This window comes from Pectinatus haikarae, from assembly GCF_050916305.1.
Lineage (GTDB): Bacteria > Bacillota > Negativicutes > Selenomonadales > Selenomonadaceae > Pectinatus > Pectinatus haikarae.
In genome coordinates this window covers 1,131,803-1,157,149 of the sequence record NZ_CP116940.1, presented here as the reverse complement: position 1 = coordinate 1,157,149, position 25,347 = coordinate 1,131,803, and the positions used below count along the sequence as shown (strand labels likewise).

The window sequence follows — 25,347 nt, the reverse complement described above, 5'->3', positions numbered from 1 at the left end:
TTATCCGATAAAGAGCTGTTTTCGGATCAAAAACCAACCGCCTAATTTGCTTAAATAACAATTGTCCCTTAGATAAAAAACCGCAGCATTATGCATATACTTATAAAAATGCATATAATGCTGCGGTTTTATTTTTATTTCATGGTAAATTTCACATAGCTTTCACATAGCTTCTCCATATTTTCTGCATATTTAAATTGTAAAATTATTTGATGTAGATCCTTTTTCTCAGTCAACAATACTGATATAACTGGCTACATAATCTGATAAGCACGTCTGTTCCTAAATTATCTTGAGGAAGAAGGTCAAAATTTTGCGGAAATTTTTTATGGGATTTTTTGTGCTGTTTATAATCATGGGCAGTATCTACCCGCATGTTTATGCCGCCGAACAAAACGTTGAACATCAGCCCCATGCCATGGAAGAACACAGTCACGGAGACAACATGGACCAGCAAATGCACATGAACGGAAGCATGCAGATGAAAAGTGATGAAATGAACCATTCTGCTGTCGAAAATTCAGGCACGGAAGAACACAATCACGGAGATAAACCCGAAGGACACACGCATGATGAAAGAACTACCGGAAAATCAGGAATCGGTCCTGACTGGCCGTTCATTTATGTATTTTTAACTGTCAACATCATTGCCATTGCGGTTGCCGCTGCAATGAAGTATAAAAAGAAGAGGGTATATCATCATGCAGACAAAAATTAACATTTTTTTAAAAGAGCTTCTAAAAAGCCGATGGTATCCCGGAATATTTCGTTGGCCGACGGCAGCTGTATTTGCCGTCATCGTATATCAACTTTTATTTGGGGACTCCTCCCCTCATGACAATTTTGGAACGGCCATGACATGGATTTTCTGGTGGTCAATAATCCCCCTGACATTTTTGGTGTTAGGCAGATTTTGGTGTGCCATCTGTCCGTTCGCCACATTGAGTGACGTTATTCAAAAATTTGTGGGAAACCATCGGCCGGTACCTCGTTTTTTAAAAAAATATGGCATATGGATCATTGATTTTTTGTATATTCTAATCACGTGGAACGACCATGTCTTTGGCATGGTAGAAAATCCGCGCGGCTCCGGAATCATTATGCTGCTGCTCATTACCGGAGTCATCATCTCAGGTGCATTCTTTGAACGAAGAACCTGGTGCCGATATCTTTGTTTTCTCGGCGGATTATCCGGAAATTATTCACGAAGCGCCTCGCTTGAACTCAGAGGCACACCGGAAAAATGTCAAAAATGTACGGTAACTGCCTGCTATAAAGGCGGAGAAAAAGCCCCCGGCTGCCCTATGTTCGAGTTTCCGAGGACAATGCAAAGCAATGCCCGCTGCAATTTTTGCGGTTATTGCGTAAAGAACTGCCCTAATGATTCCATCAAACTTTCCGTGCGTATCCCTTCCAAAGAGCTTTGGTTCATTCGCAAACCAAGATTTGATGAAGCCTTTTTAGCCGTTATAATTATGGGAATCGTCTTTGTGCAAAATATTACAATGCTTGATATCTGGGCACAAGCACAGCATCATCTGGAGGTATTTTTAGGAACAAATAATTATGCGATAACCTTCACCGTAATTTTTGCTGTAGCTATGTCGATCCCCGTTGCGTTGCTTTACGCAGCCAGCTGGTTTGGCTCTCGTCTCAATAAAGATTCTGTGCATATGAATTTTGCACGCTTCGGTTATGCTTTGATTCCCTTGGACTTTGCCGGTCATATGGCTCATAATTTATTTCATTTATTCGCAGAGGGAAAATCCGTATTCTACTCGGCACTGTCAATGTTCGGCTTTACCAGTCATCCCGCATCCACAGCCGTACTCTCTTCAGGTACTATAGAAATAATGCAGTTCTTATTACTGTTTTTAGGCGCAGCGGGTTCGGTTTACACCGCTTATCGTATAGCTAAATCCAGCTATGGTCAGACCGTAAGAAAGAAAAATTCTTATATTCCTTACGCTGTACTGCTTATTCTGTTGACACTGCTCAATATCTATATATTCCTTTTACCAATGGCACACCGCACCTGAGCAATAAAAACTTCACAAAAAACCGGAGAGAACTGATATCTGCAATATTTATCAGTTCTCTCCGGTTTTGCTGTATTGATTTTTGCATCGACGGCTGCTGTCAAACAATGACTTCCTTTTACATTGCGGCTCGATATTTTCCACTGTAATATTATTTGTCTAATAGGAGTATATATGTAATTCATTGGAAATATACTCAGCTAGATAAATTTCATCAATGTGATAACCAGCTTTTTGGACCTCATTTAAAAGCCAGAGCTTATCATGATTAATCAATTCTAAGATAGTTTCATCAACTTGCCCATCAAGGATAAGCGGATAATGGACATCCTTTTCTCCATACTGGATAATTGTTAATTGCCCATTTTGCTCCATGACCGCCCGTTTAACGTTCTTTATATGATAAACACCCGACACTCTAAGTTTCAAAATAAGATCATGTGCGGATATTCCATACAGCATACACTGCTTTACAAAAATTTTACCATTCAAAATCAGCAGCACAGGACGTCCGTCAATTAGCACTTTTGCCAGATGGCTATTTGTTTTTATAAATTTTAACACCAGGACCAATAATGTCCAAATCATTAATATTAAAACGAACTGCCATACACTTATATTGTCATTGTAAATGACACCGCCAATTATACCGCCCAGAACATAATTCTGGATTTGATCCATTGCCGACGTTGGTGCAAGATTGCCTTTACCCAGTACATTGATCTGCAGTATCAGACATAATAAACCCAATGTCAGTTTCATAATTATAGGATAATAAATAAGCATATTTTTCTATGATATTGATATAGGAAAATACCATAATCCTTTCTTCAAATTTTATTGTTCATACGCCCTATTTATCAATAAACCGTATATCGGGACTTATGATAGAAATACTTTTTAATTCATATGCGCTGTAATTCGAAAAGAAGTTCACCTGATAAAAAGAATCCCCTATGCAAATAATCATTTCATTCTTTATACGTGATGAATTAGCACTTATTATATCTTTAGAAACACGTCTTTCTTCTGCCACGCTTTTAATGAACGCTATCATTTGAGATGTTTGTTCCGCATCAGTCTGACTTTTTTGATAATCAGTCATTTGAAAACCTATTAATAAAATAATCAATAATAAAAATATAATAAGCAAATCTCTATTTTTTGTTTTTAAACGATTGCGCATATATTTAATACTGGCAAAGAGAAATCCGCTCAAAATCAAAAAAGATACAGTATATTCAAGGAAATAATTTATCTGTGATTGATTTTCAATAAAATTATAAGTATAAAAATCCAAATTATTTCTTCCCTTCACACATGATTTAATTATGTATGTTCATATTGCTATTATATAAAAATTTTTCTAAAATTAAAAGAACCTTCTGATTATATGAACGAAAATATTCACATATAATGGTATTTAGTTTTTCTATAAGTAAGAAAATGCCCTGCAGCGCAAGTCTGCAGGGCATTTCGTGTCTTATTGTTTATGTTGTTATAATATCAACATTGCGTCACCAAAGCTGAAAAATCTGTATTTTTCCTGGACAGCAGTGTTATATGCCCGCAAAACATATTCCCGTCCGGCAAAGGCGCTTATGAGCATGATCAAAGTTGATTTTGGCAGATGAAAATTCGTTATCATCCCATCTACTATTTTGAATTTGTAGCCAGGATAGATAAAAATCCCCGTTTCACCGCTTTTGGCCGGTAAAGTACCATCGTCCGCAGCTGCCGATTCAAGAGTTCTTATTGATGTGGTGCCAACTGCAATTATCCTTCCGCCCCGTGCTCTCGCATCATTTATCCGTGCCGCAGTCTGGCTGTCAATATGAAAATATTCCTTATGCATCACATGATCTTCGATATTATTTTCATTAACCGGACGAAAAGTACCCAACCCGACATGCAGTGTCACAAATTCCAGATTCACTCCCATGTCCCTCAATTCAGCCAAAAGGTCCTCGGTAAAATGGAGACCTGCTGTAGGAGCAGCTGCCGATCCATTTTCTCTGGCATAAACTGTCTGATAACGTTCTTTATCTTCAAGTTTCTCATGAATATAAGGTGGAAGAGGTGTTTGTCCAAGCCGATCAAGTATCTCTTCCCATATGCCCTCATAAGAAAATTCGGCAATTCTGCCGCCGAAATCAGTGTTTTCTTTTATTTCGCAGCTAAGCTCCGTGCCAAAATTTATCAAACTGCCGACAAGTGCTTTCTTTCCGGGCTTTACCAGCACTTCCCATGCATCGCCTTCAAGTCTGCGCAGGAGGAAGACCTCTACTTTCCCACCTGTTTTTTCCCGCCTGCCGATAAGTCTGGCAGGAATTACTCTTGTATTGTTAAAAACTAACGTATCTCCTGCCTTGAGATATTTCTTCAATTCAAAAAAATGCTGATGCTTTATAGTTTCATCATTTCTGTTCAGCACCATGAGCCTCGAATGGTCACGTTGCGGGCACGGTGTCTGTGCGATAAGGTTTTCGGGCAAATCGTAATCAAAATCTGTCAATAACATGGATAGTATTTAAATCTCCTTTTTAATCAGCCTGTCCTGCAGAGCCGATTCCAATTCATTCACAATAATCATTGCTGCGGCAGAAACAGCACCGCCGACTGATATTGATCAATACCAATCTTCTATAGAAACATCACTATAGTATGCATACAGAATAGCCTGATAATCATAGCCCTGTTCAGAAAGTGCCTTTGCACCCCATTGTGACATGCCCACTCTGTGTCCTGATCCATATCCTTCTATTTCCACAACTTCTCCGCTGCGATTCGTGATCGGGTGTATGTTGCCCGCTCCCGTCATCATCTTAGGAACTTTGTAATCCGGCAGATCAACATCAATATCCTTGCTGTACCCAGAATATTGATCAATTGTCACATTTATTTTTTTTGGAGAAGGTATGATTACATCAATTGCAAATTTAGTGCTTTTTAATCCCATTACACGGCGTACTTCGCTGCCCGTCAATTTTACAATGCTTTTATCACCGCTGAATATAACTGTCTTTACTGCACCGTTTTCAGACCGGTCAGACTGACCGCTGCCAAATCCTGACAATGTCACAGTCTGGAGATTTCCTATATCATAGCCATACTGTCTCAATTTTTCACTCAAGTCTGTGGGCGATATCTGTAAAGTCCAATGATAAGCGGGCGATTTCCGGTCGTAGTCTTTTACTGAGCGCAAATAGGGAATATAGGTTCCCCATATATCCTCGCTGTTTTCTGTATTTCCGCCAGAGCTGGCATGAAAAGCCGCAAAAATAGGTTTATGCGCATAAACCAATACTTGCCCTCTTGTATCATCCACCGCTTTTTTTGCTATATCATTTTCTACGTTACTGCCGCCGTACACCTGACAATGTGCCAGCGCGCAGACATCAAACCCTTCATTTTCATGACGATTAAGACTATACAGTGCGTAGCTTCTCGCCGCTACAGCCTGTGCCTTTAATGCCTCCGCCGGCCATGTTGACGGCATTTCCTCCGGGACCACACTGTACAGATACTGCTCAAGCGGCAGGTCATTTACAACTGTCATTCCTTCAGCTGCCTTTTTTATGAGAATCCTCCCACGATATGCTTTCTTATTTACTTCTGTACGGCCATCTTCTCCCTCTGCCTGAACAGAAAGCACCATGCTTTTAGCAGGAAGATTATTTATATACAGGCGTCCGTTTTTTTGTGTTACCAATATTTTTTCACCGGCATTATACTTGCCGAATATATCATTCGTCCCTGGATCCTTTACTGAAAAAACCTTATTGGCAGAGATCATTATACTTGACTGACCTGTCCACAAACCAACGCGGATATTTGCTTCCGCTGCCAATACCGAGGTAGAAGAAGATATTGACACGGCAATTGTTATGAGTAAAAACCGTACAATCATTTTCAGACATTTCATACTTTCGCCTCCTTCACTGCTGCCCTGAGCAGATTATCTTCTTTTCGTTTTAGATGTCCTGCCTGTTTTTATAGGTTCTGCAGTATCTTTTCTATTTCTGTCTCTCCAGCCACAGTAAATAAAGCCGGCAAGCGCAAGTACAAACGCTATAATGCTTGTCATCTGAGCTGATGTACATATACCGAAAACCAATTCACTGTAGTCACCGCGCAAAAATTCGAGAAAAAATCTGGCTGCCGAATACAGCATCACATAAAGAGTAAAGGCCTGTCCTCTGCCATGCTTAAACGAACGGAAAAGCAGCAGCAGTGCAAAAATGACCATATCCAGCTGACCTTCCCAAACTTCTGCCGGCCAGAGAGGCTGACTGCCATATACGTGATGTGCCAAAGTAGTAGCAGGGTATATAATTCCGTATCCTGTACCGGTCGGTGTACCAAAAGCATCACCATTGAGCAGATTTGCACATCGCCCTATCGCCTGACCCAAAATTATAGCTGGTGCCAGAATATCCGCCAATGCCAATACATCTATATTATGCTTTCTTGCATATATAATCCCCGCTATCGTTCCTAAAAACACGCCTCCCTGTATAGCCATTCCGCCCTGCCATACATTGAATATTTCTGTAATATGATTTCCGTAATAGTCCCAGTCAAAAAAGAAGACATCCCACAAGCGTGCACCTAAAATACCGGCCACACCGGAATAAATTCCCAGATCGACTATATGTTCATGCCATCTTCCATCCTGCTTTGCCAGAAAATATCCCACACCTACAGCAAGAATGATACTCAGCGACAAGACCAGACCATAAGAACGTATGGGAAAATCACCTATATAAAATAAATACTGATGCATTTATTATCATCTCCATCCATATAATACATTCAAAATATCAGCCACATTATTTCGGCGTCTTCATTATTGTCCAGATAATAATGCGGGCGCCTGCCGACACTTTTAAAACCAAATTTTTCATACAGGCGGATTGCTTTTTCATTACTGGGGCGAACTTCCAGTGTTATAGATGAAATATCCTTTATCTTCGCTGTTTCTATCATTTTTTTCAGCAATAATCCTGCTATCCCTCTGCCCCTGTATTTCGGAAGCAAAGCTACATTGGTGATTTGTCCTTCACCGAACACCAGCCACATTCCCGCATAACCGATTATTTGTTCACTGCCGCCTTCTTCATCCACTGCCAGCAAATAACAGGCATCCTCTTTTGCCGCTTCTTCCCAGAACGACTGTCTTGACCATGGCATGGAAAAGCAGGATTTTTCCACTTTTTCTACCCCTTCTGCATCTTCAGGCAACATTCTTCTAAAGCCTATTTTCAATTCTTACCCTGCTCTTTCCGTCTCTTTTCCCAGAGTTCTTCAGCCTCGGAACGTCTTATATATAACGGTTCCAATGTCATGACATTGTCACACCTGCCGGATGCCAATCTATGTATACCTGCAAATGCAGTATTTGCCGCCCGAGGCATTATATGATGCGGCAGCGCCGGTCTGGTATTAAGGCACCGCGCAAATTCATCCGGTCGCCGCTGCACAACATCCCCCATAGCAACAACCGGTCTGTCCATGCCTTCACAAATATCTACAGCCTCAGCCATTTCAAGTACAGTCATTTCCCGTACAGTCTGCAGACATCCTTTATCCCATTTTTGAAGAGAAAAATAGACATTTCCCTTTTGAGCATCAACAAAAGCTGCTGAGTAGATATTTTCGACAGGATAATGATAGGCCAGTACCTCGTCAATCCTGATCCCCGCTATAGGTATGTCCAGCGCATAGGCCATCATTTTAGCCGCTGCCAGACCAATTCTCAAACCTGTAAATGAACCTGGCCCTATATTGACCGCAATACCTGTCAATTCACTTTTATCAACATGCGCTATTGCCAATGCATCCATTATATGTCCCATAAGCACCTCAGACTGAGGCTTCTTTAGCTGCATAACAACTTCCGCGAGCAATCTATCCTTCGTTGCCACGGCAGCACTGGAAACCATCGTTGCCGCATCTATCGCAAGGACTGGCATAAATATTTCAACTCCTCATACTGTTTTTGGTATTTCATGCCGTTCAGCGTTACAGTTATTTTACGTCTTCCGTCTTTTTGTTCACACATTCTAATATATAGATTATCTTCGGGCAGGGCATCAGAAAATCTGTCCGGCCATTCAATAATTATTATTTCTCCATTTTCCTGCACATATTCATAAAAACCGATTTCATACAAGTCATCTTCTGAGTTGAGCCGATACAGATCAAAATGATAAATAGATACATCGCCTTCGTACACATTCATTAAATTAAAAGTAGGACTTGACGCGCTGTTGCAGTGCAAAAAAGCTGCCATCCCCTGTGTAAGCGTCGTTTTTCCTGCACCAAGCTCTCCCTCAAGGCAGACAACTATACCACTGCGGCCGGCTTCTCCCAAAAAAGCTCCCAGACGTTTTGTCTGCGCAGGATTATCCGTATACAATAAAAAAATTTTTTCTTCCAATATCTACACACCCTGTCCAAGCCTGATATAACGAATCTTAATTCATTAATTATAGCATAATATCAAAAATTTCGCAGTCTAAAAAGAGCATCGTCCTTTGCTTCAGATGCTCTTTTGCTGCTTACCCTGACCGTATAGTTTTTTCCTCTGCAATCCTAAAGAATACAGAAGTATACAAGAATACTCTTTTAAATTGGCAGGATATCTGTAGTTTATCCAGAAGTTTATAAATTCATAACAATATTGCATTAATTAAAATTTTAGGGGGAATTATTTTGACTTCAAGCATGGCCGCCTCTCATTCAGTGGGAAAGGTAGCAAAGGATGTCATTTTCGGAGCAAGCGCTGCTTGCAGGGAAGCTGTCGATAAGTATGGCAGTGCTAAAGTAACAAACGCAACAATCGGCGCTATCATGGATGATAATGGGCAATTGGCTTGCATACCGATCGTAGAAAAAGTCCTGCGCACACTGCCCATAAATGATCTTATTTCTTACGCTCCTATTTCCGGTGTTCCCGATTATCTTGATATGACTACCTCACTCACATTCGGCGACCATAGGCCAGACGGGTACACGGCCGCAGTGGCTACTGCCGGCGGCACAGGCGGTATTCATCATACAATCTGGAATTACACCGAAACAGGTGACAGCGTACTCACTTCTGACTGGTTTTGGGGTACATATAATATGCTTTGCCGTGAAGTGGGCAGAAAGCTCGTAACCTATCCACTTTTTGACGAAAAACAAAATTTCAATATAGCAGGTTTTACCGCTGAAGTAGATAAACTCATGTCCAAGCAGAATTCTCTGCTGATAATAATAAATACCCCTGCACATAATCCTACAGGTTACAGCCTCACTGAAACAGATTGGTCGGCTGTCCTTGACGTCTGCAGAGAGCATGCAAAAAAATCGGATAAGAAAATTACCATAATGGTCGATATTGCTTACATTGATTTCGCCGGTGAAAAAAATGAAACACGCAAGTTTATGCGCCAATTCTCTGATCTTCCTGATAATATCCTCACAATATTTACCTTTAGCATGTCCAAAGGCTATACTGTTTATGGTCAGCGCTGCGGGGCGATGATAGGCCTGTCATCCTCCAAAGAAGTCATCACAGAGTTTGCTGATATAAACAAATATACAAGCCGTTCCACCTGGTCCAACATAAATCATGGTGCTATGGCTCTGCTCGTTGCCATAAACAAGGATACTGCTCTCCAAAAACAATTTGAGGCAGAACGTGACGCTCTTTATCAAATGACACGCCGCCGCGGTGCCATATTCATGGAAGAGGCAAAAGCATGCGGCCTGAATGCATTGCCATATAAGGCAGGCTTTTTCCTTTCAATTCCCGCCAAGGATTCCGCCGCAGTATGTGATAAAATGCACGATGATCTTATCTTTGCCGTACCGCTTAAGGCAGGTGTTCGCATTGCTGTCTGTTCTGTTCCCACCGATAAAATGCGTGGAATGGCAGTAAAAGTGCTGAAGGCTCTGCATAGCGCAGAATGATACAAAGCCATCTATTTACAATTATCCATCATTAGGAACTGAATATTTTTTTGACAGCTTTGGATAATATCCAAGGCTGTTTTTATATTTTGGATTTACTATTTGTAAAAAGTCCGTTATAATATTTACTGTTAGTAATTACTTTTAATAATTATTTATAAAGTGTGGTATTTATGACTCCAAATTTAATCAGAGAACTGCTTGATGCCTGCTTTTACGGCAAACAAATTATTGAAAAGATGCCGGCTCTGCCGCTTGGGATGAAACCGCGCCATCTGCACGTGCTACATGCCGTTGAGATTTTATCAGCCCAGGATATTGTACGCATTAGTGATGTAAGTAAAGTTCTCCGTACCACTATGCCCAGCATCACAAAATTGATTAATGAGCTTGAAGAACTTGATACATTGATCAAAAACCGTGCCTATAGCAAAGATCATCGCGTTACAACTGTCAGCTTGACACCGCTTGGCAAAAAATATGTTGCCAAATATATCCATCAATATCATTGTAAGCTTGCTGAACTACTCAGCTCCCTTAATGAGCAGGACTGTCGTACTACTGTCCATACTTTGAAAATTATGGCGCAGCTCATGGAAAAACACCCAATACAATTTAAATTATAGGAATTTTTCATATGGAAAATTACGAACGAAAAATTGATACAAAATTAATTATGTCAATCATTGCCACAGGTATTATGGCATTTACCGGTGTCGTCATCGAAACAGCCATGAATGTTACCTTTCCCACACTTATGCGAGAATTTCAAATAAACACCTCAACCGTACAATGGCTTACTACTGGTTATCTGCTGATTCTTTCAGTAATTATCCCCGCTTCTTCCTATTTCAAAAAAAATTTCACATTAAAATCCTTATTCATAACCGCTGAAATTTTTTTTACAGCCGGTACAATTCTTGATGCATTTGCCCCAAGCTTCTTTATTCTTCTCTCAGGCAGAATTCTGCAAGGTTTTGGGGCAGGAATTGCTCTGCCTCTGATGTTCAACATAGTTTTGGATCAGGTCCCCCTGAATCATCTTGGCACAATGATGGGAGCAGCAACCCTTATAATCGCTATTTCTCCGGCTGTCGGGCCTTCCTTCGGTGGTTTTATCATCAATTACTGGGGCTGGAGAATGATTTTTATCGCCCTGCTGCCTCTGCTTGCCGCCGCCTTTTTTGTCGGTGTATTTTCTATACGTTCTACTGCAAATCCTGTGCGGACACCTTTTGATTGGCCCGGGTTCCTTCTTCTGTCCATCAGTTTCAGCTGTCTCATTTTTGCTGCCGGCGCTTCAGGGAACACTGGTTGGAACGATCCCTTTATTCTTGGTGCATTTTTCATATGTATTATGACTTTTATAATTTTTTATAAGTATGCAGGCAAAAGCGCGCATCCTATCTTTTATCCGTCTGTTTTTCATATAAGAACATTTACACTTAGTGTAATAGTCATAGGCATCGTGCAGTTTCTCTGTCTCGGCCTTGGTTTTTTGATCCCCAATTATTCACAGCTTGTTTCCGGGGAAAAAGCATTGGTGGCCGGGCTGTTGCTGCTGCCAGGCTGTATTATCGGTGCTTTCATTACTCCATTAAGCGGTCGGATAATGGATCGTATCGGTGCCAGAAAACCCATTATCATAGGAAATATCTGCATGATCGCAGCAACCTTTTTATACAGTATACTGGCGCAGCATCTGACAACAATGCTTTTTGTACTCATCTATACGATATTCACAATCGGTCAGGGATTCAGCAGCGGTACATCAATGACGAATGGCCTGCGGCAGCTTCCGGCAAAATTACGAGCCGATGGAAATGCCGTATGTACAACATTCCAGCAACTATCGGGAGCAATTGGCACAGCCGTTGTCAGTGCCTTGATTTCTGCCGAACAAAAACGTCTGCCGGACCAGCTGCCTTATGCTACTATGCTGGGCAGTCAAAATGCATTATTTTTATTGTTCATTCTGGCATGCGCTGCTCTTATTTGCTCCGTTATTATCTTCCGCGATATAAAAAAACTGCAGCGCAGTTGAATGTATTCCCTATGTCAGAAAATAAAAATCAGCTCTGCCTATACCACCGGCAGAGCTGATTTTCATTATTTTGAGTCAATCCGCGTCCTTATTTCCTGCAAATAAGGAAAAAGCTTCACATCCAGTTTATTGATAAGTTCCTGCAATTCATGCGAGTCAAAATCATAGCTGACCTCAGGGATATCAAAAATACGGCTTTCCCCAAAAAATTCATTACGAAAAACATTATAATAAATTATAAAATTACTTTTGCTGGTAAAATCGCTGTAATCAAAAACAATATATGAACCATTTATAATACGAACAGGCTGATCAGGCGTTATAAACAATCTGAATCCTGCAAAAGTTTCCGGCAATTTTTTCTTATAATCCCATTGCATAATTTTTTTGTCATGAATGATGGAAGTTATATGTTCCGGATTAAAAGTCTGCATATCAGCCAGCAGGCCAGAACATCTCTCCTGAAGTATTTCCTGAAAAGCTTCAAGTTCAGCATAAATATATTCTATGACACAAAATTCTGTCAGCCCAATCCGCATACGCAGCTTATACTCACTGGTCTCTTCATGGTAATATACCGTTATACTGCGGTGTGCTTCTTTATTTTCGTAACGATAAAGATCCAGCACATCTCCCTTTTCTTCCATCAGCAGAACATAGTTGAACCCATGCATCTGTTCCGGCAGGTTTTTCATATAATCCCATGCTTTGACCTGAGACAGTATTTTTTCTTTTGTTGCCGCCTTCATACTACCACCGCTGTAATTTTATTTACCCGTACGACCGCGTTTTGTCATTGGAATGTTATTTTTGCAAAGAGGACATTCCTCCGGTTTATAAGCCGTAACGCTAAGATTCAGAAGAGCTTTATGAGGCACATCCCCAAAATCAGCCTTACCGCCGCTTCTGTCGACAAGCAGCCCTACACCGACAGGTACAGCCCCTTCACTGCGGACGACGTCAATAACTTCCTTGACTGAACCGCCGGTCGTAACTATATCTTCAACGATAAGAACACGTTCTCCCCTTTTAAGTGAAAAACCGCGGCGAAAAGCCATTTTTCCATCTACACGTTCAGTAAAAATAGCTCGTGTCCCCAATGCCTTGCCGACCTCGTGAGCCAATAAAATACCGCCTGTCATAGGACCGACCACAGTCTGAACCTGCATATCAGCAAAACGTTCAGCCAGCTCTTTACAAAGAGCCTCCGTATACCTGGGATGCTGCAACACGTTGAATTTTTCCACATACATTGGGCTGTGCAATCCAGACGTAAGCAGAAAATGTCCCTCCATTACAGCATTTGTTTGCATCAGCAGATCTTTTACTTCCTGTTCGGTCATTATTATCTCTCCTAATTCTTATTTACGTTATTATATCATTTAGCAAAATTTTTGTCATGCACTGCCACTATACAATACTCTAAGCCCGCGTAAATAGATATCCTGAAAAGACTGCCCCCATCTCACTGCTGCTTTTTTCTGAACCATTGCCAAAAACACAACACAAAGGCTGCTGTCCACGCCGCACTGCCTTCCATATTTCCAGCAGCGCCGTACAAAGGCAATACCATACCGGCCACACTCAGCCCAAATATCCAAACAGGCATTAACCAAATATTTTGATTTGATAGGACTTCTGCGGAAAAATTGCTTTTCGCAGAAGTATTATTTACTTTTGCTGCACGTTTCCACCATCCTGCAAAGCCTGCTATGATAACAACTATTGTGATTATATCTAAAATTGCCCAGATAATTTTAAGTGCCAATGTATCATGATTATGCACGTGCAGATCCAGTGAAGCTGCAGCAGCTGACAAATAAACCGGCAGCTCTTTTGTATAATACTGCATATTTCCCTGTGCATCGGCGCCGACAAAAACCAATTGGCCCATAAACTCTGTGGGTCTGTCCTTAGCCGGTGTCATATAAAAAACATAACGCGAATGATTCAGTTTTTTATCGGGCATATCAACCGATAAAATATAATCTTTGCTGAATTGCTGATTAATGAAACTGATCGCTGCCGGAAGTCCAATATTGTCAGCAGTTACCTGCGCAGACATATTTTTTGCCGCTTCCGCTTTTGCACTGCTGATGTAACTTCCATAACCAAGAGAAAAGATAACTATCATTACACCGCTGAAACATAAAAGTGCCGCCCACGCCGCTGTGGCAATCCCCAAAAACTTGTGCCAACCGAACCACTTTGCAGACGATGTCCTATTGTCTATTTTGCCAAATCTATTTTTTTTCATAAACGGTCCGTAAATAAACATTCCCGATACCACCGATATAAAACTCAGCAGACACATAAATCCTAAAAATATCATCCCCCCCTTACCAAAGCCCATATACATATGCAGCACATGCATTTCATGCATAAATTGGGCAATGAATTGTGATTTTACGTCCTCTCTGTGCCAGTTTTGCAGCGCAGCCGTATCCGGATAAAACGCGATCTGCTCTCCGCCCATGCTCAAGCGTGCATCCACCAGCTTTTTACTATATTTATCCTGCACCCGGTAGAGCATACGCCCTTCCTCCGGCTGTACAGAGACTGCCCGTACGACCTTATCCGGATATTTGTTCAATATTGTATCAGCACCTGTCTCTGCATAATCCCATACAGAAGAATAGTCAAATGCCTTATGGTACATATTTTCCTGCATCATATTGTGATCATGTATTTCCATTTTAAATAAAAGGGGCAGCCCCGTGATGCAAAGCATCAAAAAAAATATTACACAAATCAGGCTGATCCATCGATGAAGCTTATACCAGTATCGCAAATTCGTCATCTCCCTGAAAAACAGCAAAAAAATAAGCCCTTCCTGAAAAGAAACGGCTTTTATCTATGAAGTGACCAAGATAATCTCCTCCCTATCGCTCGCAGGTAATAATGGTGATTTTCAAACAGGCAGTTCTCCTGACTCAGGTTCATTGCCCATTCGCGCCTTCCCGAAAAAAATTTCCAGTGACATCATGCGATAAGCTCCCCTTACAGTGGCGGGACCGTACCGGCTTTTACCGGCTTCTCTATCAAGTCTTACGACACCTGTTCAACAATATTCAGTTACAATAACAAATATACTTTCCTTTCTTATAATTGTCAATAAATTACTGCAAATATGTACTAACTTAAAATCTATAAAAGTATTGTGTGGGATAATAAGCTCTATCATCAATTTTATATGCAGTCAAAATAATTTCATCAGGATATTCAATGATTAGGCCTTTTTCTTTAGGATGTGTTCTTGAAATAATAAACCTTGGACTACTGTTAGTTTTATCAAAATGTTTTTCTTCAACCAATATCTCATAACCTAATTTCCGCTTTATATAGATAAAATATGATTTATCACTCTGAGGCTCTAACTCTATATGCATTAAAAAGAACTCATTATCCCAAATATGCTCTAGTTTCTTCATATTGCAATTTCTCCTTGTATAATAAGTTTTGTAAGCAGAAATCTGCCAACGTACAAAGCGTATTTCCTTTTTATTACATGTTGTTTAAAAAATTTTAATACTGCAATAGATATAGTAATTGTGGCAAATGTTACCTCTTTTTCCTCCTCTGGCTAAACCCTGTAGTTTTTGCTTAAAAGCTTAACAACTACCTTATACTATAGATAAAAGTTACATGAAATGAAAGATAGTAATATCTTGGACGATAAGTCATATGGCAAAATTTTTCGTAGAGTTGCTACTCACTATGAAAAGCTGGTAACATCTTTTCTTGCCTTTGTTTATTGTGCTTCCATATTCATCTTGTGCAAATAATACTCAGCATTGAATGTTTTCTTTATTTTTATGGATTTAACATATTACCAGATTATTTCTTGGTCATTAAATATGGTTCTTCAATTCCCGTTTGATACCCACACTTATAACATTTACCGTTGGAAAGCAATGAATCTTTTACATATGTGCACAAACCATATCTTTCCACAAGCAGTTCTTTACAATTTGGGCAATAAGTATTTAACCCAATACTTTCAAAAACATTTCCAATGTATGCATATTTTAACCCACGTTTTAATGCACGCTTACGCGCTTCCATAACATCTTCAACTGGAGTTTTAGCATATTGCATATATTTGTAATCAGGATGAAACCTTGTAAAATGAATAGGGATATCCGGAGATAATTCACTGAGAATAAAATCAATCATTTTATCGTAGTTATTAACATTGTTTGTTAGACCAGTAACCACCAAATTACTGAGTTCATAATGTATCCCGGTAGAATGTATATATTTGGTATTTTCCAATACGGGCAATAACCATCCCTTTGTAAATTGTTTATAATAAGCTTCGTCCATAGCTTTAATAGAAATAGCAAAAATATCAATCACATCACATAATTGTATTACGGCATCTCTCGATAGAAAAAACGCCGATTTAAATAGGCTTTTTATTCCGTATTTCTTCGCTTCTCGTGCAGTATCAATTACAAATTCGAACCAAACTGCAGGATCATTATACGTCCAAGATAGTATTTTTACATTATTTTTTAAGGCTATTTCAACAATAGACTGTGTAGTGTACTCGTGAATATATTCTGGTTTAGTATATTGAAATTGAGAATACATCCAATTCTGACAATAATCGCAATCCAAATTGCATCCAAAATTTCCAAGTGATAATATTTGTGCTCCAGGAGCATAATTAAATAATGCCTCTGTTTCAATTTTTTCGACCGTGACATGGGCGGCCTTACCATACGACTGAGCATATAATTTTCCGTTTATATTTTTTCTCACCTTACAAAAACCAACAGAGTTAGACTGGATTACACATTTACGTGGACATAATCCACATTGAACCTTTTGATTTTGCAATTTTTCATACAAATACGCCTCTTTTCTCGTATCATTCCATTTTAAATGTAAATTATATTTTGGAGAATTTGTTGAATAGACATTACTCATGCTTATACCTCCCTGACAATTTCAACTTATTCAAACAATATGTAATGCTATGCTATATTAATTGAATCCAGATATAATAGTAATACCAAAAGCAATTAAAATTGCACCTGCACCAATATCCAAATATTGTACAAGCTTGATATTCAAGTGTTTTTTGATCCTCCCTCCGGCAATTGAAACTGCGCCTAAGAATATAATAGTAGCAGAAACACACCCCAATATAGTTAACGCAATATTTATTAATCCACTGATCTTTTTTAAACTGAGCAGAGCGCCAAGCGTACTTGCCCATAAAACTATTGTAAGTGGATTAATGGATGTAAGTTTAATGCCATATAAAAAACTATTGCAGACATTTTTTTCTTTCTCCCCTATATCACTGTTTTTCTTTCTTAGCCCAGTTACAATATAAGATATTCCAAATAAAATTAGTCCTATTGCAGCAATTATAGTGAAGATATGATTCACAGATGGTAATTGAATTAAATTAGCAACAACTCCTGCTGATAAAAGAATATAACAAAAATCCACTAACGCAACACCAAATACCATTTTAATTGCTTCAATAGAGCCTCTTGTAATGGAGTGGTGCAGTACAGCAATAAAAACAGGCCCTATTGAAAGCTGCAGTGTAAATCCTAAAATAAGACCATCAAAAAAATCCATGTTTAACTCTTTCCACATAATAAGTAAAGATATGCAATATTTAAAGTTTTATGTATCTCTTCTATTTTCATTATTTATTAAGTAATTGGAAATAAAATTTAGTATTTTAAACTATATCTGCCCAAATAACTCTCATTTTATGTCTTTTTCTCATAAACAATTATTTCTTACAAAATATATGATGCTAGAAAACAATTACATAATAAAAATGATATTTTAAGAATATGCCTAGGATAACAATTTGTCAGTCGGAAACATGACAATTTTAGATAGAAAATTATACTAGGCAGATGTTCCTATTTACTTTTTCCAATTTAGTAACTATTCTTTCTATGATATATTTTGACTTCTTTGTTTGTTATATTCTTATTAAAATTCCAGGATCTACATTATTGGGTAATAAATTTTTCCCTTGAAAAACAGCAAAAAAATAAGCCCTTCCTAAAAAGAAACGGCTTTTATCTATGAAGTGACCAAGATAATCTCCTCCCTATCGCTCGCAGGTAATAATGGTGATTTTCAAACAGGCAGTTCTCCTGACTCAGGTTCATTGCCCATTCGCGCCTTCCCGGAAAAAATTTCCAGTGACATCATGCGATAAGCTCCCCTCACAGTGGCGGGACCGTGCCGGCTTTTACCGGCTTCTCTATCAAGTCTTACGACACCTGTTCAACAATATTCAGTTACAATAAAAATATACTTTCCTTTCCTATAATTGTCAATGACCAGCAGTAAATATACCACGATAAATTGTATTAATTTTAATCTCAAGGGAAAAGATTCAATGGACATTAAATTATTTCCAATCTGCTTAGCTGTACCAATAAATATGGGAAACAAGCTTATATTTACTTGTCTCCCATATTATTGTAAACTATTTTTCATTTGATGAATCAGTAAGCCGCATCATTGCCGCCTTTTCTTTCACCGGATATTGTTTCATTATGGGCTGTCCCCGTATGATATGGACTTTGTACATTAACTACCGGATCATGCAATTTTATTTTGCGGTCTTCCAATACTTTTTTCAAAACCCATGGTTTGTCGGATATTATTCCATCTACACCCATATCCAGCAACATTTTTATATCGCTTTCTTTGTTCACTGTCCACGGTACTACCTTCATGCCCAGTGAATGCGCTTCCTCCACATCCTGCTTAGACAGTTCTGTAAAATACGGCGATATTATATCCATTCCGATGGCATGCGCTGCGCGCACAGGGTCACCGTTATAGTCCTTTATGTCAAGCCCTCCAAGCCAGGGCGACTTCGCTTTCTCATAACGGCGCAGTGATTCGGAATCCCGTCCCCAAGAGGGCTGCTCCTGCCATAATGCTGATGTAGTAATATTGGGGTTTAATTTTTTCATTTCGATTAATGTCTGCCAATCGAAGGATTGGAGCACCACACGATTTTCCATACCATACTTCTTTATGATATCATTGAATACTTGAACAAATTTTTTCGGATCGGCATTATTTTTATAGCCTATACTAGCCGGGTCAGGATAAGATTTAGTTTCTATATTAAGTATGATTTTTTTATCCCCATAGGATTGTATAAGCTGCAGCAGCTCTTCAAGCGTGGGGATCTTGGCGTCATGCGTTATTTGTGTACGCCCGTGCAGATCATAGTATTCGCCATTCTTAGGGTCCATCACACCTACATCGAATTTGCGCAGTTGGTCAATTGTCATTGTACGTATGTCATATTTCCCTCCGGGCACATATTTGCCTGTTTCATCACGGGTTATATCAGGATTCAGTATCGGATTATGACTCATAACTATTTGTCCGTCTTTTGTGAGCTGCATATCGCATTCGATAGATGTCGCTCCCATTTCCATTGCATAAGCATAGGAATACAGCGTATTTTCCGGTCTGGCATCACGCCCGCCCCGATGCGCTTCAAAATCGAATACATCATAGGATACCTTTGCCTGTGCAGCCGGCGTATATATTACTCCTGCACCGCAATAAAGGCTGATTGCCACAAGCCCAGTCATTATAAGTTTTTTTCTCTTCATTCCTGTACGCTCTCCTTTAAACTTCAAGTATAGTATGCTTAATCTATTCATATGCTTAATCAACTATAGCACACTGTCCACCCTTTTGTATTAATCTTAAGTAAATTCTGCATTTTATACACATATTCCCGTTAAGTTTATCCAATCATAATCCTCCGTCCCACGCTAAAGCTGCAATATCCAGAGAAAAAAGACAACTTGTTAATCTTCCCTGGGTTTGGTATTCCAAACAAGAAGTGCCAGTAAGGTGGAAACAACGGCTGCACCAACCCAGAATTCTGTTGCCAAGCCAAAATCATATACTTTAACACCGTTTACGACAGAAATGGTCATCAATTTGCCCGTGACGAATTCCTGAATAGCGGCACCGGCGTAGCTCAGCAGACCAATCATCCCCATAGCAGCACCAGTAACGCGCTTCGGTACGATATCGACGGCCATAAGGCCACCCATATAGCAAACCAATGCTCCCATAGTAAAGCCGTAGAAGGTCATGCAGAAAAGATCCATGGTGAAGGACTGGGGAGCCCATACAAAACCAGCAATTGATAAAGAGTATAATATGCCATAAATAAGCGCCGGTGCATTCCGTTTATGATTAAAAAATTTATCGGAAATAACACCACACAGCAGTGCCCCGAAGATACCAGCCACCTGCATATATGCCATGACGCCGGCAGCTCCCATCATATCATAGCCTTTTTGAGAAGTAAGATATACAACGCCCCAGCTTTCAACGGCATATCGGGCAATATATACACAAAGAGAAGAAAATCCGAGGATCCAGACCGCCGGATTTTTGACAACGGTATTCCATTGCATAGCACCAACGGATTTTTGTTTTTCTGCCTCTGCCTGCGCTTGCGTTTTTTCTCCATAATAAACAGCCCCATTGGGGAGGCCCTGTGTTTCCGGGCGATCACTCATGCCAAAATAAATGAAGGCTGTACCGATTAAAGAGATACTTCCTGCAGCAACAAATCCCATGGACCAATTATAAGCAGATACAACAGCCGCAATAGCAAAGTATGCAAAGGAAGAACCTAAATTGTGGCTCGTGAACCATACACCGTACAAAGTGCCCCGCTCTTTGTTGCTGAACCACTGATTCAATGCAACGATAGATGGACCCGCGCCATAGGATTGAAACCATCCGTTTAACCCCCATAGGACTGCCAACGGAACAAACGAATTTACAAGCCCCATACCGACCATTGTCAAAGATGAAATGAAAAGACCGAATGAAAAAAACCGTTTATTGTTCATGCGGTCGGCAAGGAAACTGTTGGTAAATTTGCCCAAGCCGTAAGTAATAAAAAAAATAGAGCCAATAATGCCTACTTGCTCTGGGGTTACAATACCGGAAGACAAAAGCGGTTTTTTGATGACCGAATAGCTCTGGCGAATGATGTAGTAAAATGCGTATCCGATCGTGATAGAGGCAAATACACGCCAACGCATGCTGTTGAATTTTTTCTTGACAGCTCCGTTTTCCTTGATTTGTTCGATATCCGGACCGGTTTTAAAAAATTGATATAATAGATTGAACATAAAAAAACTCCTTTCTTTTTGATGGATGAAACTCAACCTGTTCTTTTAGTTGAATCCGCTTCCACTACTGACAATGCCAGTATAGTACATTATTTTTAACATATATAGCAGAAAAAATCTGATTTTCTTGTAAGAATTTTTCTGACATAAAGAAGCTGCCACCCAGGCAATAACAGCCGTCATAAAATGAAAAAGCCCCCAGTCCATAACGGCTGACTGAGGAAACTCCTGATGTTTAATAAAATCAAGTTCATATGTTTTTTGTGCAAATCAAGCGTGTTTCCCTTACACTCATACGTTTTTTATATACAATTAAAAAAACCATACGAAGGCTGTTATTATGCTCATACACCATTTCAACAACAGGTACTGCATTTCCTTGCTGCTTGTTCTGATCCTTTTCTTCATCTTTTTTAATTATTCTCGCTCTGATGCATATGATTCTTACATCGACTTTTCTAAAGGTGAACCCTTGCCCCATGAAGAAGAAGCTTCACCCAATGTCACCATTGAAGACTGGCGGTTTTTTTCTAACTATATAGGCAAACGGCTGAGTTATGTGTTAGTTTTCCTCTATCAGATTGCAGCCCGCTTTTTTGCAAAGCGCATATAATTTATGCAGAGGCAGTCCCACTACATTTGAGTATGAACCATCTATTTTTTTTATAAAAACTGCACTTTTCCCCTGTATAGCATATGATCCCGCTTTATCCAAAGATTCTCCGCTGGCCGCATATCTTTCTATTTCTTTTTCTGTCAGGACTGCCATTTCAACTTCAGTGACAGAAAAATCCTGCCAGTATTTATCATTATAAACCAGCGCAATCCCAGTATAAACTTGATGTGATCTGCCTGACAACTTTCGGAGCATAGAAATAGCATCAGCTTCATCGGCAGGCTTACCATATACTTCTTCGCCGATTGCCACGACGGTATCTGCTCCTATTACCCACATGTCCTTATGCGTTGCCGCTATCTGTCCGGCTTTCAATAAAGCATTCTCACATACCAGTTTCTTAGGAGAGCCTGTCTTTACCTCTTCTGTCTCAGATGGTTCGAAAATGAATTCACAGCCTATCTGTGTCAATAATTCTCTGCGCCTTGGTGATGCCGATGCCAATATTATCATAATTGCCTCTCAACAGTCTGCTGGATTTATTTCTGCAAGTATTTGTTCTGCCGCCTTACGCGGATCATCAGCCTTATAAATAGGTCTGCCGACGACAATCTGGCTGGCCCCATTTTTCAATGCCTGCTCAGGTGTTGCAATACGGCTTTGATCATCCGCAGTACTGCCTGTCGGCCGCACCCCAGGAGTCACGATCATAAAGTTTTTTCCGCATGCCCTTCGTATTCTTGCGGCTTCATGAGGAGATGCCACAACGCCGTCAAGCCCTGCATCCTTAGATAAAAGCGCCAGCCGCACCGCCTGTTCATCTATAGGCATGTGCATACCGAGCCCATCCCAATCATCTCCGTCCATACTTGTGAGTACTGTTATAGCAATCAATTTGGGAGGGTTTATTCCCATTTTATCCGCTTCTTCCCTCACCCGCTGTGCCGCTCTGCTCATCATGGTAAAACCGCCTGAAGCATGAACATTGAAAATATCGACACCAAGCCTCATGAGCGAAACGAGACCTTCAGCCACCGTATTGGGTATATCATGCAGCTTCAGATCAAGAAATATTTTCTTGTTTTTCCCTTTCAAATATTTTATTATCTCCGGGCCGACGGCATAAAAAAGCTCCATGCCAACCTTATAGAAGACAATACTGTCACCAAGCTTTTCCACCAGTTTCTCAGCTTCTGCCAGCGTCCGTAAATCAAGTGCTGCGATAATTCTTTCATCCGCCATTGTTATACCTCCACCTATAAACTTATATTCTGCCATTCATTATAGCATAGACTGATAATCTTTTATATTTCCCTTCTGCTCATACAAGCCCCACCATGTGCTGAACAACAAGCGAAACCACCGCGACGGCAAACCAACAGCACAACCCCAGAAAGATAGGCCGAAAACCATTTTTTACCAATAATCGAAGATTTGTGTTCAAACCGATCGCACTCATCGCCAATATTATGCAAAATTTTCCTGTTCCTGCCAGAGTATGTGAAAACTGCGGAGAAAGAATGCCTGTTGTATTGACAACAGCCGCTGTGACAAACCATAAGATGAACCACGGAAAAATTTTTATTATACTGAAATTTCTGTTTTTATTTCCTTTATGCATAGTTAGTGCCGCGAAAAATATACAAGCAGGAACAATCATCAATGCACGTGTCAATTTTACAATAGTGGCATACCCTCCTGCCGCAGTACTATAGGAATAGCCTGCCGCAACCACAGAAGAAGTATCATTGATAGCTGTTCCTGCCCACATACCGAACCCTGTATCAGACATTCCCATTGTATGTCCCAGAAACGGGAAAAGAAAAACGGCAATAACATTAAAAAGAAAAATCGTCGATATAGAAAAAGCTATATCCTTATCTTTTGCCCCTATGACAGGAGCCAGGGCAGCTATTGCTGAACCGCCGCATATGGCTGTACCCGCACCGATAAGTATAGTCGTATCATAGTCAAGACCCAGATATTTACCTATCAGCCACGCTGTCAAAAATGCCGTCAGCAGTGTAAAAATCATTACATAAAGAGAATGTGATCCGACTTTCAGCACATTGAACAGGTTCATTTCAAATCCTAAAAGAATTATGGAATATTGCAGTATTTTTTTCCCTGTAAATTTTATGCCTGCTTCAAAAGATTTCGGCCGTCTGAAACCTGAGGCAAGTATTCCCAAAAGTATGCCGAAAACCGGCCCGCCTATAATAGGAAACATATTCCCAAGAAAATAAGCGGGAACCGCAAAAACGAGTGCATATAAAGTTCCTTTGATATATTTCCGCACTATTATCCTCTCCTTCCAACTGAGGATAAGTATACCTGCCGTTCATCCATAAGTAAAATACAAATATATTATATTTATCATAGGTAAATTAATATGGATAAAAACAACAGTGTTCCCTGAAGATAAATATGGCACAAATTTATTCATAGCTGCCAAATAAAAGCACAGTGTCGACTGGAGACTCTTCTTAAACGGCAGACTATGAATCATATCAGGCGCATTATAAGGTCTTGTTTAGATATTTTTCTGCTGCACGTTAAGCAGTTTTTCAATTTTTTCTTTTGTTTTTGTACCTGTTGCAGGTGTATTAATATATATTTTAAAATTATTTTCCGGTGTCAAAAAAACAGTATGTTCAAAATACAATTTTCCTATAGTCGGATGCCGAATAATTTTTTTCAATTCCTGTTCTGCGGCCACATTATGCAGCGGCCACCATTGTTGGAAGTATTTGCTCTTTGCCTGCAAAGAACCAACAAATTCCTTTAACCACTGGTCATTGATAAATTCGGCGCAGGAGACACGAAAAACAGCAAGCATTTTTTTTGCCTTTGTGGGCCAATCAGGAAATAAGCTTTGATATTTTTCGTTGGTAAACATCAGTTGGATAATATTCCTGTTAACGACATCAAGCTTATCGAAATCTACGAATACAGCGTTAGCAGCCTTGTTCCAGGCAATCACATTCCAATATTTATCCATCATAGTTGATGGCGAACAGACAAGACTGTCCAATACATTCTGAAATATAGAATGTGCTGTCTTCATGCCCGATATATTATGTCTCAAGGATGATTGCGACAATTCGAAGATATAGGCTATTTCATGAGAATTCAGCATCAATGCTCTGGCAATACTGTGCATTACTTCATCTGAAACCTTTATGGAACGTCCCTGCTCAAGCCATGTATACCAAGTGACACTGACCCCTGCCAGCAAGGCAACTTCTTCACGCCGCAGACCCGGAGTGCGGCGCCTCGTGCTGTCCGGCAGACCGACCTGCGGCGGACGTATTTTTTCCCTGCGCGTCTTTAAGAAATTTCCTAATTCTCTGCGCTGTATTATGTTATCATCCATAATAATTCCCCCTGTTATATACTAATAGAAATTATACTATGATAATTGGTCTTCTTGTAATAGGATAAAAACATTGTATAGTTATTTTTATAAAAAAACAATATATAGTGATAAATTAAAAACTACAGGAA

The 25,347-nt window shown here is 39.8% G+C and carries 25 protein-coding genes and 2 riboswitches; of the genes, 5 read left to right on the top strand and 20 right to left on the bottom strand.

What is annotated here, in order from left to right; all coding sequences use genetic code 11:
- Positions 1-313: 313 nt before the first annotated feature.
- Together NXG61_RS05575 and NXG61_RS05570 are read left to right on the top strand one after the other, a co-directional pair.
- Positions 314-718 carry a hypothetical protein gene (locus NXG61_RS05575; protein WP_196605102.1) on the top strand — a complete coding sequence of 135 codons (405 nt, stop codon included), beginning with the start codon at positions 314-316 and terminating at the stop codon, positions 716-718.
- On the top strand, positions 702-2,039 hold the full coding sequence (locus NXG61_RS05570) for a 4Fe-4S binding protein (protein ID WP_307225181.1): 1,338 nt from the start codon (positions 702-704) through the stop codon (positions 2,037-2,039). Before NXG61_RS05575 ends, NXG61_RS05570 begins: the two co-directional genes overlap by 17 nt.
- A gap of 159 nt (positions 2,040-2,198) precedes the next feature.
- On the opposite strand, the gene NXG61_RS05565 is transcribed toward NXG61_RS05570, so the two are convergent.
- The 8 genes from NXG61_RS05565 to tsaE all read right to left on the bottom strand — a co-directional run bounded on the left by NXG61_RS05565 (position 2,199) and on the right by tsaE (position 8,481).
- On the bottom strand, positions 2,199-2,825 hold the full coding sequence (locus tag NXG61_RS05565; protein ID WP_196605104.1) for a DUF421 domain-containing protein: 627 nt from the start codon (positions 2,823-2,825) through the stop codon (positions 2,199-2,201).
- A 67-nt stretch (positions 2,826-2,892) separates the two neighbouring features.
- Positions 2,893-3,339, bottom strand: coding sequence for a DUF3290 domain-containing protein (locus NXG61_RS05560; protein WP_196605105.1), 447 nt, complete (start codon positions 3,337-3,339; stop codon positions 2,893-2,895).
- 198 nt (positions 3,340-3,537) lie between these two features.
- Positions 3,538-4,560: a tRNA preQ1(34) S-adenosylmethionine ribosyltransferase-isomerase QueA gene (gene queA / locus NXG61_RS05555; protein WP_307225178.1), complete on the bottom strand. Its 1,023-nt coding sequence runs from the start codon at positions 4,558-4,560 to the stop codon at positions 3,538-3,540.
- Positions 4,561-4,668: 108 nt separating this feature from the next.
- Positions 4,669-5,964, bottom strand: a complete 1,296-nt coding sequence (locus tag NXG61_RS05550; RefSeq protein ID WP_307225176.1) for a SpoIID/LytB domain-containing protein — start codon at positions 5,962-5,964, stop codon at positions 4,669-4,671.
- A 33-nt stretch (positions 5,965-5,997) separates the two neighbouring features.
- Entirely contained in the window at positions 5,998-6,825 is an 828-nt protein-coding gene (gene lgt / locus NXG61_RS05545; protein WP_196605109.1) for a prolipoprotein diacylglyceryl transferase, read from the bottom strand.
- 29 nt (positions 6,826-6,854) lie between these two features.
- Positions 6,855-7,307 (bottom strand): ribosomal protein S18-alanine N-acetyltransferase, encoded by a 453-nt coding sequence (gene rimI / locus NXG61_RS05540; RefSeq protein ID WP_432748982.1) that lies wholly within the window; start codon positions 7,305-7,307, stop codon positions 6,855-6,857.
- Entirely contained in the window at positions 7,304-8,014 is a 711-nt protein-coding gene (tsaB, locus tag NXG61_RS05535; RefSeq protein ID WP_307225172.1) for a tRNA (adenosine(37)-N6)-threonylcarbamoyltransferase complex dimerization subunit type 1 TsaB, read from the bottom strand. The genes rimI and tsaB overlap by 4 nt, the downstream gene beginning before the upstream one ends.
- On the bottom strand, positions 7,996-8,481 hold the full coding sequence (gene tsaE, locus NXG61_RS05530; RefSeq protein ID WP_231038623.1) for a tRNA (adenosine(37)-N6)-threonylcarbamoyltransferase complex ATPase subunit type 1 TsaE: 486 nt from the start codon (positions 8,479-8,481) through the stop codon (positions 7,996-7,998). The genes tsaB and tsaE overlap by 19 nt, the downstream gene beginning before the upstream one ends.
- Before the next feature lie 275 nt (positions 8,482-8,756).
- Here tsaE and NXG61_RS05525 point away from each other — a divergent pair, with 275 nt between their 5' ends.
- The 3 genes from NXG61_RS05525 to NXG61_RS05515 all read left to right on the top strand — a co-directional run bounded on the left by NXG61_RS05525 (position 8,757) and on the right by NXG61_RS05515 (position 12,045).
- Positions 8,757-10,001 (top strand): pyridoxal phosphate-dependent aminotransferase, encoded by a 1,245-nt coding sequence (locus NXG61_RS05525; protein ID WP_307225171.1) that lies wholly within the window; start codon positions 8,757-8,759, stop codon positions 9,999-10,001.
- Between the two features lie 173 nt (positions 10,002-10,174).
- On the top strand, positions 10,175-10,627 hold the full coding sequence (locus NXG61_RS05520; protein WP_307225169.1) for a MarR family winged helix-turn-helix transcriptional regulator: 453 nt from the start codon (positions 10,175-10,177) through the stop codon (positions 10,625-10,627).
- A gap of 11 nt (positions 10,628-10,638) precedes the next feature.
- The gene (locus NXG61_RS05515) at positions 10,639-12,045 is read left to right on the top strand and encodes a DHA2 family efflux MFS transporter permease subunit (protein WP_307225168.1); all 1,407 of its coding nucleotides are present in this window, start codon (positions 10,639-10,641) and stop codon (positions 12,043-12,045) included.
- A 65-nt stretch (positions 12,046-12,110) separates the two neighbouring features.
- On the opposite strand, the gene NXG61_RS05510 is transcribed toward NXG61_RS05515, so the two are convergent.
- From NXG61_RS05510 to NXG61_RS05455, 12 genes are all read right to left on the bottom strand, one after another.
- Positions 12,111-12,794 (bottom strand): hypothetical protein, encoded by a 684-nt coding sequence (locus tag NXG61_RS05510; protein ID WP_196605114.1) that lies wholly within the window; start codon positions 12,792-12,794, stop codon positions 12,111-12,113.
- An 18-nt stretch (positions 12,795-12,812) separates the two neighbouring features.
- A complete protein-coding gene (gene pyrE, locus NXG61_RS05505) occupies positions 12,813-13,388 on the bottom strand; it encodes an orotate phosphoribosyltransferase (RefSeq protein WP_196605115.1) in 576 nt (191 codons plus the stop codon).
- Between the two features lie 122 nt (positions 13,389-13,510).
- Positions 13,511-14,836, bottom strand: coding sequence for a PepSY-associated TM helix domain-containing protein (locus NXG61_RS05500; protein WP_196605116.1), 1,326 nt, complete (start codon positions 14,834-14,836; stop codon positions 13,511-13,513).
- A 110-nt stretch (positions 14,837-14,946) separates the two neighbouring features.
- A riboswitch (cobalamin riboswitch) is annotated at positions 14,947-15,121 on the bottom strand.
- A 64-nt stretch (positions 15,122-15,185) separates the two neighbouring features.
- On the bottom strand, positions 15,186-15,476 hold the full coding sequence (locus NXG61_RS05495; RefSeq protein ID WP_307225166.1) for a hypothetical protein: 291 nt from the start codon (positions 15,474-15,476) through the stop codon (positions 15,186-15,188).
- 406 nt (positions 15,477-15,882) lie between these two features.
- Positions 15,883-16,980, bottom strand: coding sequence for an AmmeMemoRadiSam system radical SAM enzyme (amrS, locus tag NXG61_RS05490; RefSeq protein ID WP_307225165.1), 1,098 nt, complete (start codon positions 16,978-16,980; stop codon positions 15,883-15,885).
- 57 nt (positions 16,981-17,037) lie between these two features.
- Positions 17,038-17,646 carry a LysE family transporter gene (locus NXG61_RS05485; RefSeq protein WP_307225163.1) on the bottom strand — a complete coding sequence of 203 codons (609 nt, stop codon included), beginning with the start codon at positions 17,644-17,646 and terminating at the stop codon, positions 17,038-17,040.
- A gap of 509 nt (positions 17,647-18,155) precedes the next feature.
- A riboswitch (cobalamin riboswitch) is annotated at positions 18,156-18,330 on the bottom strand.
- A 209-nt stretch (positions 18,331-18,539) separates the two neighbouring features.
- Positions 18,540-19,673 carry a glycerophosphodiester phosphodiesterase gene (locus NXG61_RS05480; protein ID WP_307225161.1) on the bottom strand — a complete coding sequence of 378 codons (1,134 nt, stop codon included), beginning with the start codon at positions 19,671-19,673 and terminating at the stop codon, positions 18,540-18,542.
- Between the two features lie 201 nt (positions 19,674-19,874).
- On the bottom strand, positions 19,875-21,224 hold the full coding sequence (locus tag NXG61_RS05475; protein ID WP_307225159.1) for an MFS transporter: 1,350 nt from the start codon (positions 21,222-21,224) through the stop codon (positions 19,875-19,877).
- Between the two features lie 562 nt (positions 21,225-21,786).
- Entirely contained in the window at positions 21,787-22,353 is a 567-nt protein-coding gene (locus tag NXG61_RS05470; protein ID WP_196605123.1) for a Maf family protein, read from the bottom strand.
- 9 nt (positions 22,354-22,362) lie between these two features.
- Positions 22,363-23,082 (bottom strand): orotidine-5'-phosphate decarboxylase, encoded by a 720-nt coding sequence (gene pyrF / locus NXG61_RS05465; RefSeq protein WP_307225197.1) that lies wholly within the window; start codon positions 23,080-23,082, stop codon positions 22,363-22,365.
- A 79-nt stretch (positions 23,083-23,161) separates the two neighbouring features.
- Positions 23,162-24,142 (bottom strand): YeiH family protein, encoded by a 981-nt coding sequence (locus tag NXG61_RS05460; protein WP_196605239.1) that lies wholly within the window; start codon positions 24,140-24,142, stop codon positions 23,162-23,164.
- Positions 24,143-24,373: 231 nt separating this feature from the next.
- On the bottom strand, positions 24,374-25,216 hold the full coding sequence (locus tag NXG61_RS05455; RefSeq protein ID WP_307225156.1) for a helix-turn-helix transcriptional regulator: 843 nt from the start codon (positions 25,214-25,216) through the stop codon (positions 24,374-24,376).
- Positions 25,217-25,347: the final 131 nt, after the last annotated feature.

Bases quoted from the DNA above. Each gene is read 5' to 3' on its own strand.
- NXG61_RS05570 (WP_307225181.1), top strand. From the start codon at position 702: ATGCAGACAAAAATTAACATTTTTTTAAAAGAGCTTCTAAAAAGCCGA.
- NXG61_RS05565 (WP_196605104.1), bottom strand. From the start codon at position 2,825: ATGCTTATTTATTATCCTATAATTATGAAACTGACATTGGGTTTATTA.
- queA (WP_307225178.1), bottom strand. From the start codon at position 4,560: ATGTTATTGACAGATTTTGATTACGATTTGCCCGAAAACCTTATCGCA.
- NXG61_RS05550 (WP_307225176.1), bottom strand. From the start codon at position 5,964: ATGAAATGTCTGAAAATGATTGTACGGTTTTTACTCATAACAATTGCC.
- lgt (WP_196605109.1), bottom strand. From the start codon at position 6,825: ATGCATCAGTATTTATTTTATATAGGTGATTTTCCCATACGTTCTTAT.
- tsaB (WP_307225172.1), bottom strand. From the start codon at position 8,014: ATGCCAGTCCTTGCGATAGATGCGGCAACGATGGTTTCCAGTGCTGCC.
- NXG61_RS05520 (WP_307225169.1), top strand. From the start codon at position 10,175: ATGACTCCAAATTTAATCAGAGAACTGCTTGATGCCTGCTTTTACGGC.
- NXG61_RS05515 (WP_307225168.1), top strand. From the start codon at position 10,639: ATGGAAAATTACGAACGAAAAATTGATACAAAATTAATTATGTCAATC.
- NXG61_RS05510 (WP_196605114.1), bottom strand. From the start codon at position 12,794: ATGAAGGCGGCAACAAAAGAAAAAATACTGTCTCAGGTCAAAGCATGG.
- pyrE (WP_196605115.1), bottom strand. From the start codon at position 13,388: ATGACCGAACAGGAAGTAAAAGATCTGCTGATGCAAACAAATGCTGTA.
- NXG61_RS05495 (WP_307225166.1), bottom strand. From the start codon at position 15,476: ATGAAGAAACTAGAGCATATTTGGGATAATGAGTTCTTTTTAATGCAT.
- amrS (WP_307225165.1), bottom strand. From the start codon at position 16,980: ATGAGTAATGTCTATTCAACAAATTCTCCAAAATATAATTTACATTTA.
- NXG61_RS05485 (WP_307225163.1), bottom strand. From the start codon at position 17,646: ATGGATTTTTTTGATGGTCTTATTTTAGGATTTACACTGCAGCTTTCA.
- NXG61_RS05480 (WP_307225161.1), bottom strand. From the start codon at position 19,673: ATGAAGAGAAAAAAACTTATAATGACTGGGCTTGTGGCAATCAGCCTT.
- NXG61_RS05475 (WP_307225159.1), bottom strand. From the start codon at position 21,224: ATGTTCAATCTATTATATCAATTTTTTAAAACCGGTCCGGATATCGAA.
- NXG61_RS05470 (WP_196605123.1), bottom strand. From the start codon at position 22,353: ATGATAATATTGGCATCGGCATCACCAAGGCGCAGAGAATTATTGACA.
- pyrF (WP_307225197.1), bottom strand. From the start codon at position 23,082: ATGGCGGATGAAAGAATTATCGCAGCACTTGATTTACGGACGCTGGCA.
- NXG61_RS05455 (WP_307225156.1), bottom strand. From the start codon at position 25,216: ATGGATGATAACATAATACAGCGCAGAGAATTAGGAAATTTCTTAAAG.